The 16,440-nt window shown below is 61.6% G+C and carries 14 protein-coding genes; 10 read left to right on the forward strand and 4 right to left on the reverse strand.

The window, feature by feature from the left end; genetic code table 11:
• Positions 1-15 precede the first annotated feature (15 nt).
• The 7 genes from ACFQL3_RS06705 (at position 16) to ACFQL3_RS06735 (ending at position 10,594) form a co-directional block, all read left to right on the forward strand.
• Positions 16-1,080 carry a carbohydrate ABC transporter permease gene (locus ACFQL3_RS06705; protein WP_377052572.1) on the forward strand — a complete coding sequence of 355 codons (1,065 nt, stop codon included), beginning with the start codon at positions 16-18 and terminating at the stop codon, positions 1,078-1,080.
• A complete protein-coding gene (locus ACFQL3_RS06710) occupies positions 1,080-2,072 on the forward strand; it encodes a carbohydrate ABC transporter permease (RefSeq protein WP_377052574.1) in 993 nt (330 codons plus the stop codon). The genes ACFQL3_RS06705 and ACFQL3_RS06710 overlap by 1 nt, the downstream gene beginning before the upstream one ends.
• A gap of 93 nt (positions 2,073-2,165) precedes the next feature.
• Entirely contained in the window at positions 2,166-3,347 is a 1,182-nt protein-coding gene (locus tag ACFQL3_RS06715) for an ABC transporter ATP-binding protein (protein WP_377052576.1), read from the forward strand.
• A 158-nt stretch (positions 3,348-3,505) separates the two neighbouring features.
• The gene (locus ACFQL3_RS06720; protein ID WP_377052578.1) at positions 3,506-6,016 is read left to right on the forward strand and encodes a methyl-accepting chemotaxis protein; all 2,511 of its coding nucleotides are present in this window, start codon (positions 3,506-3,508) and stop codon (positions 6,014-6,016) included.
• A gap of 252 nt (positions 6,017-6,268) precedes the next feature.
• A complete protein-coding gene (locus ACFQL3_RS06725; RefSeq protein ID WP_377052580.1) occupies positions 6,269-8,575 on the forward strand; it encodes a methyl-accepting chemotaxis protein in 2,307 nt (768 codons plus the stop codon).
• Between the two features lie 463 nt (positions 8,576-9,038).
• Complete coding sequence (locus ACFQL3_RS06730) at positions 9,039-10,196, forward strand: MBL fold metallo-hydrolase (RefSeq protein WP_377052582.1); 1,158 nt, start codon at positions 9,039-9,041, stop codon at positions 10,194-10,196.
• Positions 10,193-10,594, forward strand: a complete 402-nt coding sequence (locus ACFQL3_RS06735; RefSeq protein ID WP_377052584.1) for a secondary thiamine-phosphate synthase enzyme YjbQ — start codon at positions 10,193-10,195, stop codon at positions 10,592-10,594. The genes ACFQL3_RS06730 and ACFQL3_RS06735 overlap by 4 nt, the downstream gene beginning before the upstream one ends.
• 1 nt (position 10,595) lies before the next feature.
• Here the strand turns inward: ACFQL3_RS06735 and ACFQL3_RS06740 are convergent, their stop codons facing one another.
• From ACFQL3_RS06740 to ACFQL3_RS06750, 3 genes are all read right to left on the reverse strand, one after another.
• Complete coding sequence (locus ACFQL3_RS06740; RefSeq protein WP_377052586.1) at positions 10,596-10,763, reverse strand: hypothetical protein; 168 nt, start codon at positions 10,761-10,763, stop codon at positions 10,596-10,598.
• The gene (locus tag ACFQL3_RS06745) at positions 10,760-11,134 is read right to left on the reverse strand and encodes a hypothetical protein (protein ID WP_377052588.1); all 375 of its coding nucleotides are present in this window, start codon (positions 11,132-11,134) and stop codon (positions 10,760-10,762) included. The genes ACFQL3_RS06740 and ACFQL3_RS06745 overlap by 4 nt, the downstream gene beginning before the upstream one ends.
• Positions 11,135-11,448: 314 nt before the next feature.
• Positions 11,449-12,120, reverse strand: coding sequence for a glycerophosphodiester phosphodiesterase (locus ACFQL3_RS06750; protein ID WP_377052590.1), 672 nt, complete (start codon positions 12,118-12,120; stop codon positions 11,449-11,451).
• Positions 12,121-12,195: 75 nt separating this feature from the next.
• Between ACFQL3_RS06750 and ACFQL3_RS06755 the strand changes: the two genes are divergently transcribed.
• Positions 12,196-12,906 (forward strand): SDR family NAD(P)-dependent oxidoreductase, encoded by a 711-nt coding sequence (locus tag ACFQL3_RS06755; RefSeq protein ID WP_377052592.1) that lies wholly within the window; start codon positions 12,196-12,198, stop codon positions 12,904-12,906.
• A 14-nt stretch (positions 12,907-12,920) separates the two neighbouring features.
• Here ACFQL3_RS06755 and ACFQL3_RS06760 read toward each other — a convergent pair whose 3' ends face one another.
• Positions 12,921-14,282: a sodium-dependent transporter gene (locus ACFQL3_RS06760; protein WP_377052594.1), complete on the reverse strand. Its 1,362-nt coding sequence runs from the start codon at positions 14,280-14,282 to the stop codon at positions 12,921-12,923.
• Between the two features lie 224 nt (positions 14,283-14,506).
• Here ACFQL3_RS06760 and ACFQL3_RS06765 point away from each other — a divergent pair, with 224 nt between their 5' ends.
• The gene (locus ACFQL3_RS06765; protein WP_377057036.1) at positions 14,507-16,051 is read left to right on the forward strand and encodes an acyl-CoA carboxylase subunit beta; all 1,545 of its coding nucleotides are present in this window, start codon (positions 14,507-14,509) and stop codon (positions 16,049-16,051) included.
• A gap of 3 nt (positions 16,052-16,054) precedes the next feature.
• Positions 16,055-16,375 (forward strand): hypothetical protein, encoded by a 321-nt coding sequence (locus ACFQL3_RS06770; protein WP_377052596.1) that lies wholly within the window; start codon positions 16,055-16,057, stop codon positions 16,373-16,375.
• Positions 16,376-16,440: the final 65 nt, after the last annotated feature.

Consider the following 16,440-nt stretch of genomic DNA (forward strand, 5'->3'; position numbering starts at 1 on the left):
ATAGGGTCCACACCTATGATTCATATATTTCGACGAATACTGAACCGATTACGGGCCGGTAATCCGCGAGATCGGCGTGAGGGCTCCTCCGATGGCACCGGTGATTCCGGTGCGGATAGCGATGCGATTCGTACCGACGGCGGCGAGTCGGTGAGCGCTACCTCGACCCCCACGGTCAGCGTCAGCACCCGAATCAGACGTCTGTTCCAGGACGAGCGCGTCGCCGGGCTTCTCTTTTGGGTTCCGCCGTTTCTCCTGATGGGGTGGTTCGTATACGGCGCTATCGGCTGGAACGTCGTGATTTCGCTGACCGACTGGAGCGGTCTTGGTCAGCCCCTCTACGATTCGTTCGATCTCGGTATGTATCGAGACTTGCTGTCCGACCCCTCGTTCAAGGTCGCAGCACGTAACCAGGTCGTGCTCATGATCAGCTTTACAGTCGCGGCGCTGGGTCTCGGACTGTTGTTAGCGATCATGATCGACCAGAATATCCGGTTCGAGAACACGTTCCGGACAGTCTATCTGCTCCCGATGGCCCTCTCGTTCGTCGTCACGGCTATCTTCTGGTCGTGGCTCTACAACGCGGACATCGGTCTGATCAATCAGGCACTGGAGACGGTTGGATTGGGCGCAGTGGCGCTGGACTGGCTGGGCAATCCGCGGACGAAACTGGCTGCAATCATCGTCGCACTGACCTGGCAGTTCAGCGGCTACTGTATGATCGTCTATCTCGCGGCGCTCCGTGCGATCCCGAACGAGCACTACGAGGCCGCCAAGGTCGACGGTGCCTCCACATTCCGGATGTACTGGCGAGTCATCGTCCCGCAGCTTCGGTCGGCGACAACCAGCGCGACGGTCGTGTTGATGGTTTTCGCGCTGAAAGCGTTCGATTTCATCTTCGTGATGTTCGGAGACACACCCGGCCCGTCGGCCGATATCCTGTCGGTGATGATGTTCCGGGAAGCGTTTTCGCGGAGCAACTGGGCGTACGGATCCGCCGTCGCGACAGTGTTGTTCCTGTTGGCACTGGCGATCGTCGTCCCGTACCTCTACACGCAGCACAAGCGAGGTGACCTCTAATGACTGATTCCGACACGTCCGACGGTACTCACAGCTCTGACCAGGATTCGACGACAAACGATAGCGGGGCCCTCGGACGGGTCCGCGCTCGTCTGAACGCGACCAGTCCGCGACGGCTGGCACTCTATGCCGTCCTCGCAGCAGTGCTAGTGTTGTTTCTGTCGCCGCTGTGGAGCGGCCTCATGACATCCTTGAAAAATCAGACGGCGTTCGCCACGACCGCTCCGTACATACCACCGTTGCCCGGTGAGATGGTCGCACAACCGTGGTTTGAGGCATGGTCACGCCTGCAGGGTGGAATGTTCAACAGCCTACTGTTCGGCATTCCGGCAACGATATTCTCGGCGCTTCTGGGGAGTATGGCCGCGTTCGGACTCACCAAGATCGACTGGCGGGGACAGTTGGCAGTCCTCTTGCTGTTCGTAGCCGGCGTGTTCATCCCCTACCAGTCCGTTCTGGTCCCACTTCGGGTTTTCTGGGGGATGGTCGAGATCGAGAGTATGATGCTGACCGCAGAGTCGAGCGTCGCGGTGCTCCCAGTGCTACCCGCGCTGTTCGCCGCGCTGGCGGAACGTGCTGATCTGATCGAGTTGATGATCACACACACCGCCTTCGGTATCCCGATCTGTACCGTGCTGTTCCGGGGCTACTACCTGACGATCGACAACGATATTCTCGAGGCGGCCAAGATCGACGGCGCATCGACGATCCGCGTCTACTGGCGCATCATCCTGCCGCTCTCGAAGCCGATGTTCGCGGTTACGCTCATCTACCAGTTCACGAATATCTGGAACGACCTGCTGTTCGCACTGGTGCTCGTAACCTCGTCGAGCAGTCACGTTGCCACCCAGAAACTCAACGAGTTGCAGGGTGCAATGGTCTCCGAATACAACCTACAGATGGCGGGTGCGTTCCTCGTGGCGCTCCCGACGCTGATCATCTACGTCGTGTTCGGTAAACAGTTCGCGAAAGGAGTCGCGGGAGAACAATGATTCGACTGACTAACGGTACACGAATGACAGATATAGACGCGTACGATGGTGGTATCAGTTCGACGAACGGCGGAGGATCGGAGGTGCTCTCCCATGGCTGATCTGACGCTCGACGGGGTGACGAAAGTGTTTCAGGACGGCAGCGAGGAGGTCGTCGCCGTCGACGACGTCTCCATCGAGGTCGAAGACGGCGAGTTCCTCGTCCTGGTCGGCCCCTCCGGGTGTGGCAAGTCGACGACGCTGCGGATGGTCGCAGGGCTCGAAACGATTACCGAGGGTGCCCTCCGACTCAACGACAGGGTCGTCAACGACACTCCCGCACAGGAGCGCGACATTGCGATGGTCTTCCAGTCGTACGCTCTGTATCCGCACATGACTGTGCACGGGAACATGAGCTTTGGCCTCGAGGAGTCGACGGATCTCTCCGATAGCGAGATCGACAGCCGGGTCGAGGAAACGGCCTCGATGATGGGTATCAACGACCTCCTCGACCGAAAACCCGCCGACCTCTCGGGGGGACAGCGACAGCGGGTCGCACTCGGCCGAGCGATCGTTCGTGAGCCACAGGTGTTCCTGATGGACGAACCCCTCAGCAACCTGGACGCCAAACTGCGTGCCGAGATGCGGACCGAACTCCAGCGCCTGCAGGAGGACCTGGATACCACGACGGTCTACGTCACGCACGATCAGACCGAGGCGATGACCATGGGCGACCGAATCGCCATCCTCGACAAGGGTGAACTGCAGCAGGTGGGGACGCCCCTGGAGTGTTACCATCGGCCCAACAACCAGTTCGTCGCCGGGTTCATCGGAGACCCCTCGATGAACTTCTTCGACCTCGAACTCGACCGCGGATCGGAAGTCGGAACCACTGACGGAGCGGCCACCAGTGGTGCATTAGTCAGAGACGGGTTCCAGTACTCGCTGTCCGAGGAGTCTCTCGAAACGCTCGGTGACGTGACGGATGTCGTACTCGGGGTCCGGCCAGAGGATATCGAACTACTGGAATCCGGGTCCAGCGTGCACGACTACGAGGCAACCGTCGACGTGGTCGAGCCGAAGGGTGACGAGAACGTTGTCTACCTCGAATTCGAGGGTGCGGACTACGACAGAACGTTTGTCGCCACCGTCGGCGGTATGCATCGTATCGAGGCAGGGCAGTCGATCACCGTTCGGTTCCCGGAAGATGCCGTCCATATCTTCGATGGCCGCACCGGAACCGCACTGCAGAACCGTCAACTCTCGGGAACGGAAGAACCGGAACTGACATTATAGCTCCGCGCCAGCGGTCCGCGATCCGATTTTGTCGCTGCTGTCGTCGATCCACCCGATTGGGTGTCGGTCACTCTTGTTCGTGCTATCTAACTTATCTCTGAGACCAACATAACTGAAAACCAAAACATTAATAAAACTATTCATCATTACATAATTCGATGTTACACTGGCTTCGCCGTCTCATACCGACAGTAGTTCGCAGAAGCTACGCGCTGAAATTCGGGATCCTCCTGCTGGTTATTGGGGCCTCTGTCGGCGCGGTGGGTCTGCTGGCGACCGAAGCGATCGGCGCAGAAGTCCAGGAGAACACCAACGATGAGTACGCGACGCTCGCCGAACAGGAGGCACAGAACCTGCAAGGGTGGTCCGAGAGCAACGAACAACAGGTCCGGACGCTCGTCAGAAATCCGGACCTCCGTGGGCTCGGTACCACGGATCTCCGACAGTATACACAGTCTCCGGACAGGGCGCGTGCGATTCACATAATCGACCAGAACGACCGCAGTATAACGGCCAGTACGGATCGTGAGTTGGTGGGCGAATCCGTCGACAACCTCTCGGTTCCCGATACTGATCGGATGCTCACGGAGCTCGAACCGTTCTCGGTCTATACTTCGGAGCCGTACCGTCTAGACGACGGTGAGGGGACCCCCGTAGTGACCTACGGACAGGCCACCGAGGACGGCGCTATCGGGGTCGTGTACACCGTCGAACTCGAGCAGTACGCCGAGAAGTTCAACAGTTACGGCAACGACCGCTCGACCACGCTCGTAGTGGATAGCCAGAGCAGAGTCGCCTTCGACGATGCTGGCTTCGGCGAGCAACGACAACACTTCCTGCAATCGTACAATGGAGACGTTCTGGAAGGACAGAGTCAGACAATCGGGGCTCGTACGGTCGCGGCCTCTGACAGCGCTGGGGCGCTCTCCGCGTACGACTTCCCCGATGAGGAGTACGTCGTCGGCTACGCACCGGTCGACGGCACGGACTGGGTCGTTCTCGTGCACGAACCAACAGCGGACGCATACGGGTTCGTGGCGACGGTCCAGCGGTTCGGTCTCGGTGCGACGGGTGCAGGCGTGTTACTCATCACAGTGATGGGGGCAGTTATCGGGCGAAGTACCGCGGTTTCGATCAACCAGCTCACCGAGCGAGCCGAACGCATGGAATCCGGCGATCTAGATGTCGATCTGGAAACCACACGGATCGACGAGATCGGACAACTTTATGACGGGTTCGCGAACATGCGGGATGCATTACGGGAGCAGATCAGCGAGGCGCAGGCCGCGCGTTCGCAGGCCGAGTCCGAACGCGAGCGAGTCGAGCGGATCAACGATGACTTGCAACAGAGCGCCGAGGAGTACTGTGCCGTGATGGGGGCCGCCGCGGACGGAAACCTGTCCGTCCGCGCGGACGTCGATACGGAGAACGAGCAGATGCGTGGCATCGGCGAGGACTTCAACGAGATGCTGGGAGAGATCGAGGTGACCGTTGCGGACCTGAAACAGTTCGCAGAGCAAGTAGCGGTCGCCTCAGAGCAGGCCACGGCGTCGAGTGAGGAGGTTCGCAGCGCGAGCGAGCAGGTTACCGAGTCGATCCAGGAGATTTCCGACGGGGCCGAACAACAGAACAACTCGCTCCAATCCGTCAGCCAGGAGATGGGTGGCCTCTCGACGACGACCGAGGAGATCGCCGCCTCGTCGAACGAGGTCGCCGATATCGCCGAACGGACGGCCCGAACGGGCCGAGAGGGGCGCAAGGCCGCTCAAGAAGCGATCGAGGGGATGAGCAGTATCGAACGTGGGAGCCAAGACGCCGTCGAAGAGATCGAGGCCCTACAGGAGGAAGTCTCACAGATCGACGAGTTGCTGGAGTTCATCACCGAAGTGGCCGAGCAGACGAACATGCTGGCACTCAACGCCAACATCGAGGCCTCTCGATCCAGCGAATCCGGCGACGGGTTCGCCGTCGTCGCCGAGGAGGTCAAAGAGTTAGCCGCCGAAACGAAAGATGCAGCCGAGGACATCGAGGACCGCCTCGAACGGGTCAAATCACAAACTGACGAGACGGCACTGGAGGTCCAGAAGACGAGCGACGAGATCACCAACCACACGGACTCGGTTCGCGATGCCGCCAACGCGCTCGACGAAATCGCCGACTACACACAGGAGACGAATACCGGCGTTCAGGAGATCTCTGCGGCGACCGAACAGCAGGCCGCCTCGACGCAGGAGGTGGTCGCGATGGTCGACGAAGCAGCGACGATCTCCGAAGAAACGACCGCGGAGGCGGAAAACGTCGCCGCGGCGGCCGAGCAACAGACAACCGCACTTACCGAGGTTTCACATTCGGTGTCCGACCTGGCCAACCAGGCCTCACAACTTTCGGAGGCACTCGACCGCTTCGAGACCGATGCTTCGGAGGAGCACTCGGATCTCGACACGGGCGGCGAACTCCCCGCAGCGGACGATTCCAGTGAGACTGACGGGGAATCGACGGAGCGTAGCGACGCTCCCCCGGAGACGGCCGATGCCGATGTGACGACGACGTCGACGGATACCGGGACACCGGCGTCCGAAACGGAGGCGGACAGTAGCGACGAGTCGGAGGAAGACATGTTCTCGTTCACCGGGACCGACGCAGAGAGCACCGACTCCCGCGAACACTGATCCCCTCTCCGGGGTCAGCGATACCGCATTGGTAATCCCGTCGTCGCTGGAGGCCCCGGCGGGGTGTGGTTCGTTCCGAGTGTGGATCGACGTCTCTGGCTATCACGTATTCGATGACCTAACCAGTATGCTAGATGTATTTCTCTGTTAACTATCTGTTACAGCAAACCGATACGAACTACAAAGTATAAAAAATTTACAATTTGCCTGTAGTCAGGAGGTTTAAGCTATTTCGTCAACAGCGTACAGTATATGTTTAATATTCTACGACGGATGATCCCAAACAGGGTGCGGCGGAGTTACGCCCTGAAGTTTGGAATCGTCCTCCTGATCATTGGGGTGTCCGTCGGGATGATCGGACTGTTGGCGACCGAAGCGATCGGTGCACAGGTTCAGGACGACGCTAACGATGAGTTCGCGACGCTTGCGGAACAGGAGGCCCAGAGTCTCCAGGCCTGGTCCGAGAGCAACGAACAACGGGTCCGGACGCTCGTCCGGAACCCTGAACTGCGGAGCCTTAGCACGACGCAACTGCGCCAGTACACTCAGGCACCCGACAGGGCTCATGCGATCCATATTGTCGATGCCGGGGATGGAACGATTACGGCGAGTACGGATCGTGGCGTCGAAGGAGAGGGTATCGACGTGCTTTCGATTCCGGACTCGGACCGACTGCTGGAAGGACTCGGGCCGTTCTCTGTCTACCGGTCGGAGCCCTACCGTCTGGACGATGGTGAGGGGTCACCTGTCGTAACGTACGCACAGACGACTGGTGACGGCGCTATCGGGGTCGTCTACACAGTCGAACTGCAGCAGTACACGGAGACGTTCAACAGTTACGGAGACGACCGGTCGACTACACTCGTCCTCGACAGTCGGAACAGAGTCGTTTTCGACGACGCCCACTACGGTACTGAAGGAGATAACTTCCTGTCGGAGTACGGTGCCAGCAGCGCGCTCGACGACGAGAACGGGCTGTCGGGAGCTCATACGGTGGCGGGTAGTAACCGCGCCGATGCGCTTTCCGAGTACGGTTTCCCCGAGGAGGAGTACGTCGTCGGCTATGCACCGGTCGACGGCACGGACTTTACTGTCCTGGTGCATCAGCCGACCGCTGACGCGTACGGGTTCGTGACGACCGTCCAGCGCTTCGGGTTCGCCGCAACCGCGACGGCTATGATCCTGATCACTGCTATCGGTGCTGTACTCGGCCGGAATACGGCGCTTTCGATCAACCGACTGACTGATCGTGCTGCTCTAATGGAGGACGGTGATCTGGACGTCGACCTGGCGACCGAACGTATCGACGAAATCGGTCAGCTATACCTGGCGTTCGATGGCATGCGTCTCTCGCTACGGGAGCAGATCGAAATGGCTCAGCAAGCGCGACAAGAGGCCGAACAGGAGCGTCGACGGATCGAAGAGATGAACGAGGATCTCACAAAGACGGCCAATGAGTACGCGGACGTGATGCAGGCGGCCGCAGCGGGCGATCTAACCGCACGCATGGATCCTGCGGCCACGGAGACCGATGCGATGTGGGAGGTCGCCCACGAGTTCAACAGCATGATCGAAGAACTCGAACACACTATCGCCCAACTGAACCAGTTCGCGAGCGAAGTTTCGGCCGCCAGCGAACGGGTGACTGCGTCGAGTGAGGCCGTTCGATCCTCGTCGGAGCGTGTCGCCAGCTCGGTCCAGCAGATTTCGGCGGGAGCAGACCGTCAGAACGACTCGTTGCAGGACGTGAAAGCGGAGATATCCGATCTCTCCTCGACCACCCGAAGTATCGCAACGTCGTCAAACGAGGTTGCCAATATTGCAGAAAAAACGGCTCGTACCGGTGCGGAAGGGCAGGAAGCGGCCCAGGAGGTGGTCGCAGGTATCGGCCAGATCGAAGCCGAGTCCGAGCGTGCGGTCGAGCAGATAGAGGAACTGGGCGAGGAGGTCGCCCAGATCGACGAACTCATCGATCAGATCCAGGAGATCGCGGATCAGACGAATATGCTGGCGCTCAGTGCAAACCTCGAAGCCGTCCGCTCGCCCGGGGGCGAGCAGGACGATGGGTTCGACAAGGTCGCCCAGGAGGTCAAAGAGCTATCCACGGATGCGAAATCTGCCGCAGGGGAGATCGAAACCCGACTGGGACGCATCCGGACACAGACCGAACAGTCTATCGATGCCGTCGAAAAGACGAGCGACCGAATCGAAGACGCGAGCAGCAGCGTTCAACACGCCGCCGAGGCGCTCGAATCCATCGCCACGTACGCCGACGAAACGTCCTCCGGCGTTCAGGAGATTTCCTCCGCGACCCAACAACAGATGATCTCGACCCGGGAGGTCGAACAGCGGATCAGCGAAGTAGCGTCGATCAGTCAGGAGACGGCTTCGGAGGCGAACACGGTCGTCGCTGCTACCGAAGAACAGACGAACGCCCTTACCGAGGTTTCCGGTTCGATGTCCGATCTGGCAACACGTGCTACACAACTGGCCGACGCACTGGACCGCTTCGATGCCGACGGTGACGCCGAACCCGGTGGGCCGATCGACGTTCTCTAGCTGTAGTGGTACTCCGATATTTGGGTTCTTATTTTATATCGTATATACATAGCCAACTGTTACTCTGCCCCGTCTCGGTGAGAGCGATCATAGCCAGTACCGAACGCGCGAATGCAGATACGCTCCGAGAAAACGCTGGTAACTGCTGGAGTAGCGGCTATAGCCGATCAAGATTCGGTTGTACGACTCCGGATAGATGCCTCTGAACTGATTCGACATGTCACGAACGCTGGCACTCGCGAAGACCCCAATACGCCCGTCTTAGCCGTAATTGGAGATTAATACGGCAGTTACTGTTGACTGATTCGCCGTGGAGCCGCTGTGAGCCCTCTTATATAGTAGTTATTACAGTACTACAGTTGCATAGGAATTCTTAATTAAGTAAGGGTCCCGTCCAACTCCAGACCGCTATCGCTCCCGAGAGTCGGACTACGCTTTTACTGGCCGATCACGAATAATCGATATGACCAAGACGATCACCGCGGAGGAGTTCCGCGACGTACAGGACAGCGGCGAGCCCTACACGCTCGTCGACACGCGCCCGGGAGAGAGCTTCGAGTCGTGGCATATCGACGGCGCGATCAACTACACCTACAAGCCCCACTACGACTTCGACGCCGAAGACTTTCGGGCACAGACCGGGCTGAAGCCGGACGACCGGATCCTGACGATCTGTGCCAAAGGCGAGTCGTCGTTCGAGATCCTCGACGAACTGGACGAAGCGGGCTACGACGACGTCACCGTCATCGAGAACGGCATGCGGGCGTGGAGCCGTGTCTACGATCACACCACCGTCCCGACCGACAGTGACGGCGTCGAGATCATTCAGGTACAGCGCAGAGCAAAAGGCTGTCTCGGCTACGTCGTCGGCTGTACGGAAACGGGCGAGGCATGCGTGATCGATCCGACAAGACACGTCGCGGAGTTCGTGGACGCCGCCACGGAGGCTGGCTACGATATCACCGCGGCTTTCGACACGCACGTCCACGCCGACCACATCTCCGGCGCTCGGACACTCGCCGACGAGCAGGACGTGCCGTACTACCTCGGGGCCGACGCGACCGACCGGGGCGTGACCCACGAGTACGAACCGCTGGAGCGAAACGAGGTCGTCAGCGTAGGCGAACTCGACATAAAGGCGCTGTCGACGCCGGGCCACACGTCCGAAATAGTGAGCTATCTCGTCGAGGACGAGGCCGTCGCGACCGGCGATACCCTCTTCGTCGACTCGGTCGGACGCACCGAACTGCAGTTCGGCGACAGCGAGGCCGCGGAGGGTGCCAGCGAACTCTACGACTCGCTCCATCGCACCCTGCTCGCCGAACCCGACAGCGTGACCGTCCTGCCGGGGCATTTCCCCGTCAGCGACGCGGGCGAGGACGGCGAGCTAACCCCTGGCGAACCGATCACCCGACCCATCGGCGATATCCGGCAGTCGGTCGACCTGCTCGACCAGCCCCGGGAGGCGTTCGTCGAGCACGTCACCGAGCGTCGCCCCGAGAAGCCACCGAACTACGAGCAGATCATCGGCCTCAACACCGGCCGCGAGGCAGTCGCGGACGAAACCGAGGCGATCGAACTGGAACTCGGGCCGAACCGCTGTGCCGCGGAGGTCCAATGACGAGTCGCAACCAGTTCTCGGTGTCGACGGGCGACCGACTCACCGTCGTCGACGTCACCGACAAGGTCGAGCAGGCCATCCCCGACGATGTCGAGCAGGGACTCTGTACCGTATTCGTCCAGCACACGACTGCGGCACTCGTGATCAACGAGGCCGAACCACGATTGCTCGACGATATCGAAGGGTTCCTCTCCAGTCTGGTGCCCGACGAGGGACACAGCCACGACGAACTCGACGAGAACGCCGACTCGCACCTCCGAACGACGCTTCTGGGCCCGAGTGAGACCATCCCGGTCGTCGAGGGCACCCTCGACACCGGCACCTGGCAGTCGGTACTGCTCGTCGAGTGCGACGGCCCGCGGACGCGGACGGTGTCGGTGACGGTAGTCGGGGCGTAGCTCACGCGCCGGAGGTACTGTCGGTACCGACGATGATCCGGCCCAGTGCGTCGGAGCCGACGGGTGCGACGACGAGCGGTGCGGACGCCGGGACACCCGTCGTAAACAGAAGGACACAGCCCAGACCGACCGCCACGGCGAGCAGCCAGCCGGTGTTCTGGACGTTCATACGTAGAATGAGACGAGTACAGTCGCGTTCCACGCCACCACGACGAGGCCGAGTACGGCGAGCGTACCGGAGATGGCGAGGCGGTGGGCTGGCCGCAGCTGTCGGGCGACCACCACGAAGCAAGTCATTACGACCGCTTTCCACGCGGTCAGTGCGACGGCCGGACCGAGGGCTCCCGGGACGACTTCGACGAGCATGGCAGGAAGCGGGTTCCCCTCTGTCGCGCCGAGGCCCAGTCCGACGAGCGTCGAGACGAGGTCGCCGAAGCCGTAGAACAGGAGTGCAAGCACCCACAGCGCGCGCTCCGCGGATCGGTGATCGATACCGGCCGACGCCTGATTGACCCGGCCGGGCGCGTTATCGGCGGCCACGGCGACACCTCTCGTTCCGGGTGGCGACGTTCAGGTGGCGACTGGCCGTGGTGTCGGACCTGGACGGTCCGGGCCCGGCATCGACTTTGCACAGTAGGGCCGCTCTGGCGTGTCGATACCGGTCTGCGGGCGGGACTGTCGTACGGTACATGAGCCTCGACGTCGCCCCGAGAGGCGACTCCGTTTCGACGCTCGCTATCGCCACCCTTTGATATGACTTCGATACCAGTACGCAGGAGCGGCTTACCACCGACAGGAGCGGAATATGCTGCGTCTAGGGGCGTTTCGACTCGTGGACCGGCGACTGCTCGACGCTACAGATACGGGCGAGCGACCGCAAGCCCGTCCGTGGCGATACCGTCGACGCCGCGCCAGGCAAGCAGGCGGGCGAGACGGGCGTTATTGACAGTCCAGACGTTGATGCCGAGGTCGACCGCTCGCGCACGGGAGAGCAACCGCGAGTACAGCAGGAGCGTGAAGCGGGGGTGGACGTACTGGCAGTCGAGTTCCACGGCACGGCGAACTGGCTCATCACGCACCCGTTTCGTGATATACGCGGTCTCGACGGTCCGGGGGATGGACTGCACCTCCCGCAGCGCCGCGGCGGAAAACGAGGAGACGATCGGGTCGTTCTCGACCGCGGCGAGTGCCTCTAGTACGTCGTCAGCGATGCCGGTCTCCTTGAGTTCGATGTTGACGTCGACCTCCGGCGGGATGGCGTCGAGAACGGCGTCGAGTGCCGGGATGGACTCGCCGCTGTCGAGGATGTCGAGCGACTGCAGGTCGTCGAGGGCGAACTCGTCGACGCGCCCAGTTCCGTCGGTGACCCGGTCGACCGTCTCGTCGTGGAAGACGACTAGTTCGCCCGAGCCACACCGACGGACGTCGAACTCGATGCTGTCGGCCAGGTCGCTCGCCTGCTCGATTGCGGCCAGCGTGTTCTCGGGGGCGTCCGCGGAGAACCCCCGGTGGGCGATCACTCGCATAGCGGAGTCTCGGTCGCCGGCGTAATGAACTGCCCGCCCCATGGATTCATTTTCGTCCCGCCCTTTACCGTGGATATGTCCGTTAGCTTCGATTTCAGTGATCGTGTCGTCGTCGTGACCGGTGCCTGTGGCGCGCTCGGGAGCGCCGTCGCCGACGAGTTCAGCGCGGCAGGAGCGGCGGTCGCCGCCGTCGACGTGCTCGCTCCCGACGACGAGGACTCCTTGCTCAACCTCAACGAGCGAACCGAGTACTACCAGATCGATCTTACCGACGAGGACGATGTCGAGCAAGGGTTCGGCGAAATCGTCGATGACCACGGCGGGATCGACCACCTCGTGAACGTCGCGGGAACCTGGCGCGGCGGCCAGCCGATCGATGAGACGCCGGTCGACGAGTTCGAGATGCTGTTCGACGTCAACCTCAAGACGGCGTTTCTCGCCTCGAAACACGCGCTGTCACACCTCCAGGAGAGCGAGGGCTCGATAGTGAGCATCAGTTCGCGCTCCTCGCTAGAAGGTGGCGAGGGCGACGGTCCTTACCGGGCGTCGAAAGCGGGGATCCGACGCCTCACCGAAACGATAGCGGAGGAGAACAACGGCGTCGTCCGGGCGAATGCGGTGATGCCGAGCGTCATCGACACGCCCATGAACCGCGACATGATGCCGGATTCGGACCACGAGAAGTGGGTCGACCCAGCCGCTATCGCGACCGTCATTGCGTTCCTCTGTAGCGAGGGCGCGAGTCCGACGAGCGGCGCGGCGGTACCGGTCTACGGCGAGGCCTGAAACGCGAGTCGCGGTCAGCTAGCCAGCCACTCGCTGAACGGCCCGGTTAGGAACTCGTGGTAGCCCTCGATACCGAGCGCCAGCGTGACGACGAGGACGACGACAAGCGGGATACGGACGAGCCACAGCCAGATGTCCCCGCGCTTGCCGATGTCGGTGATCCCTTTCGCGAGTTCGTCCCGTCCGGCGTCCGGAATCACCCATCCGACGAGCAACACGAGTAACAGTGCTCCGAGCACGAGCAGGAAGTCGTTGACGAAGCCGTCCAGCAAGTCGAGGAAGATCAGGTCCTGAGTGACGGGGATACCGAGCAGGAAGATGCCGCTACCAGCGACAGCAGTTGCGGGCCGTCGGTCGACGTCGAACTGGTCGATGATGTACGAGACGACGACTTCGAGGATGCTGATCGCACTCGACAGCGCCGCCAGCGCGACGGTCCCGAAGAACAGGAGGCCGAGGATCCGGCCACCGGTAATGTCGCTGAACGCGGCCGCGAGACTGACGAAGACCGCGTTGACCGTCTCCTCGCCTGCGGCCTCGACGCCCGCACCGGTGATGATGATCGGGAAGACGGCAAAGCCGACGAGAACGGCGATTCCGGTATCGAAGCCGATGATCGTCAGCGCGTCTTTGACGAGGTTCCGGTCCTCACCGAGATAGGACGCGTACGTGATCATCACGCCCATTCCGAGCGAGAGCGTGAAGAAGGCCTGTCCCGCGGCGAGCGGAAGCAGGGTCTGCCACTCGGCGGCGATGACGCCGAAGTCCGGCGACAGGTAGTAGGCGTAGGCCTCGCCAGCACCGCTCAGCGTCGCCCCGTAGGCGGCCAGAACGACGAGCAGGATGATGATCGCCGGTACCATGAACTTCACCGCTTTCTCGATGCCGTCCCGGATCCCGACCGCGACGACCCCGATCACGGCGGCCATGAAGACGATGTGATACAGTAGGGCGTCCATCCCAGTCGAGACGCTGCCGAACAGTGCGGCCGCGCTGTCGGGATCGGCGACCGTATACCCATCGGTGATGCCGATCACGAAGTAGCGGACGAACCAGCCAGCGACGACGCTGTAGTACGCCATGATCGCGAACCCAGTGGCGAGGAACAGATAGCCGATATATCGCCACGGGCCCGTTGCGAGGGACTGCAGCGCTCCGACGGGGTTGAGGTTCGTGCGACGGCCGATAACGAACTCGACCAGGATTGCCGGGAATCCGATAATCGCGATGAATAACAGATACACCAGCAAGAACGCTGCACCACCGCCCTCTCCGACAGCGAAGGGAAACCGCCAGATGTTACCGAGTCCGACGGCGCTCCCGACCGCGGCAAAAATGAAGCCGGTGCGGGTTGCCCAGGTTTCTCTCTCTGACATACACCACTGGCTCCGCAACAGTGCTATAAAAAGACACGGACCTATCCCGAGGGGACGTTCATTCGGAATCCGAGTCGAGAGGCGGTCTCGTCGCCGTTCCTGACAACGAACCCACATTCCGGCTCGTATCTCTCCGCCGAGGGTGAGTACTGTGACCGAAATTTTTTCCCCCTACTAGTTGTCAGAGGCGGTATGGACTGGACTCGGAGGCAGCAACTATGACGATGGAAGATCGGTTAGCGGAGCTACGGGGTCTCCGCGAGGAGGCCGAACTCGGTGGCGGGGAGTCTCGGATCGAGCGCCAACACGACAAGGGGAAAATGACGGCCCGTGAGCGCATCGAATATTTCCTCGACGACGGCACCTTCTACGAGTTCGACAAGCTTCGAACCCACGGAAGCCACAACTTCGGGATGGAAGAAAAGAAGATCCTGACCGACGGCGTCGTGACGGGCTATGGCGAGGTAGACGGCCGGAAGGTGTTCGTCTTCGCACACGACTTTACCGTCTTCGGCGGGTCGCTGGGTGAGGTGTTCGCCGAGAAGATCTGTAAAGTGATGGACACCGCGATGGAGGTCGGCTGTCCGATCGTCGGCCTGAACGATTCGGCCGGCGCACGGATTCAGGAGGGCGTCAACAGTCTCGCTGGCTTCACCGAAATCTTCCACCGGAACCAGAAAGCGAGCGGCGTGGTTCCGCAGATCTCCGGCATCATGGGCCCGTGTGCGGGCGGGGCCGTCTACTCGCCCTCGATCACCGACTTCATCTTCATGGTCGAGGACACGAGCCACATGTACATCACGGGGCCCGGTGTCACCAAGACGGTCACCGGCGAGGAGGTCTCGCACGAGGAACTCGGCGGCGCGTCGACACATAGCTCGACGACCGGCGTCGCGCAGTTCTCCGTTCCGGACGACGAGACGGCACTGGACAAGATTCAGCATCTGCTCTCCTATCTCCCGCAGAACAACGTCGAGGACCCGCCGCGCGTCGAGCCGTGGGACGACCCTGACCGTCGCGACGACGAGCTAGAGGAGATCGTACCCCCGAGTCCGCAGAAACCGTACGACATGGTCGACGTGATCGGCTCGGTGATGGACGAAGGCTCCTTCTTCGAGGTCAACGAGAACTTCGCGAAGAACATCGTCGTGGGCTTCTCACGGCTCGACGGCCACTCGGTCGGCATCGTCGCCAACCAGCCGCGGGTCAACGCCGGGACGCTCACCGTCGATTCGAGTATGAAAGCGGCCCGGTTCGTTCGTTTCTGTGATGCGTTCAACATCCCCATCGTCTCTTTCGTCGACGTACCGGGCTACATGCCCGGAACCGATCAGGAACACCGCGGAATCATCCGTCACGGCGCAAAACTCCTGTACGCCTACTCGGAGGCGACCGTACCCCTGCTCACGGTGATCACCCGGAAAGCCTACGGCGGGGCCTACTGCGTCATGGCGTCGAAACATCTCGGCGCTGACGTCAACTACGCCTGGCCGACCGCCGAAATCGCGGTGATGGGGCCACAGGGTGCGGTGAACCTGCTCTACAGCGACGAACTGGAGGCGGCCGACGACACCGAAGCGCTCCGCCAGGAGCTCATCGACGAGTACCGCGAGGAGTTCGCGAACCCCTACACCGCCGCCGACCGGGGCTATCTCGACGACGTCATCGAGCCAACCGAGACGCGACCGCGACTCGTTCAGGATCTGGAGATGCTTCGCTCGAAGCGCGAGGACGGTCCGGACAGGAAACACGGCAATATCCCGCTCTGATCGATGGACGACCGACCGACCTCCACGACCGATCCGGAGGACGTCAATCAGCCACTGGGGAACGTCCTGCCCGAGCACGTGTCGATGTCGCTCCCCCCGGACGCGACGGACGCCGAGGCGGCGGCGATTGCGGCCGCTATCGGTGCGCACCTGCGCGACCGCGAGATAGCCGCTGCCCAGGCCGGGAGCGAGGAGGACACCTGGGAGGGCAAGCGCTGGGTGTTCGACGGCAAACTCTCCAACCGAGGCGGCTCGTTCCGACGCGTCCCGCTCGACGCGCCGACTGATCCGTGGACTGCGGCGGGTCGTCGCGACCGGTTCTAGACGGCTGTTGGCGGGCCGCCCTCGCCGCGGCCGACGCCACGGGCGAACCGACCGACCGATTTCTA

This window comes from Natronoarchaeum sp. GCM10025321 (assembly GCF_042663585.1).
GTDB lineage: Archaea > Halobacteriota > Halobacteria > Halobacteriales > Natronoarchaeaceae > Natranaeroarchaeum.

What these genes read in the sequence shown, in the direction of transcription:
- ACFQL3_RS06705 (WP_377052572.1), top strand. Translation starts at nt 16, where the DNA reads ATGATTCATATATTTCGACGAATACTGAACCGATTACGGGCCGGTAAT.
- ACFQL3_RS06710 (WP_377052574.1), top strand. Translation starts at nt 1,080, where the DNA reads ATGACTGATTCCGACACGTCCGACGGTACTCACAGCTCTGACCAGGAT.
- ACFQL3_RS06715 (WP_377052576.1), top strand. Translation starts at nt 2,166, where the DNA reads ATGGCTGATCTGACGCTCGACGGGGTGACGAAAGTGTTTCAGGACGGC.
- ACFQL3_RS06720 (WP_377052578.1), top strand. Translation starts at nt 3,506, where the DNA reads ATGTTACACTGGCTTCGCCGTCTCATACCGACAGTAGTTCGCAGAAGC.
- ACFQL3_RS06725 (WP_377052580.1), top strand. Translation starts at nt 6,269, where the DNA reads ATGTTTAATATTCTACGACGGATGATCCCAAACAGGGTGCGGCGGAGT.
- ACFQL3_RS06730 (WP_377052582.1), top strand. Translation starts at nt 9,039, where the DNA reads ATGACCAAGACGATCACCGCGGAGGAGTTCCGCGACGTACAGGACAGC.
- ACFQL3_RS06735 (WP_377052584.1), top strand. Translation starts at nt 10,193, where the DNA reads ATGACGAGTCGCAACCAGTTCTCGGTGTCGACGGGCGACCGACTCACC.
- ACFQL3_RS06740 (WP_377052586.1), bottom strand. Translation starts at nt 10,763, where the DNA reads ATGAACGTCCAGAACACCGGCTGGCTGCTCGCCGTGGCGGTCGGTCTG.
- ACFQL3_RS06750 (WP_377052590.1), bottom strand. Translation starts at nt 12,120, where the DNA reads ATGCGAGTGATCGCCCACCGGGGGTTCTCCGCGGACGCCCCCGAGAAC.
- ACFQL3_RS06755 (WP_377052592.1), top strand. Translation starts at nt 12,196, where the DNA reads ATGTCCGTTAGCTTCGATTTCAGTGATCGTGTCGTCGTCGTGACCGGT.
- ACFQL3_RS06760 (WP_377052594.1), bottom strand. Translation starts at nt 14,282, where the DNA reads ATGTCAGAGAGAGAAACCTGGGCAACCCGCACCGGCTTCATTTTTGCC.
- ACFQL3_RS06765 (WP_377057036.1), top strand. Translation starts at nt 14,507, where the DNA reads ATGGAAGATCGGTTAGCGGAGCTACGGGGTCTCCGCGAGGAGGCCGAA.
- ACFQL3_RS06770 (WP_377052596.1), top strand. Translation starts at nt 16,055, where the DNA reads ATGGACGACCGACCGACCTCCACGACCGATCCGGAGGACGTCAATCAG.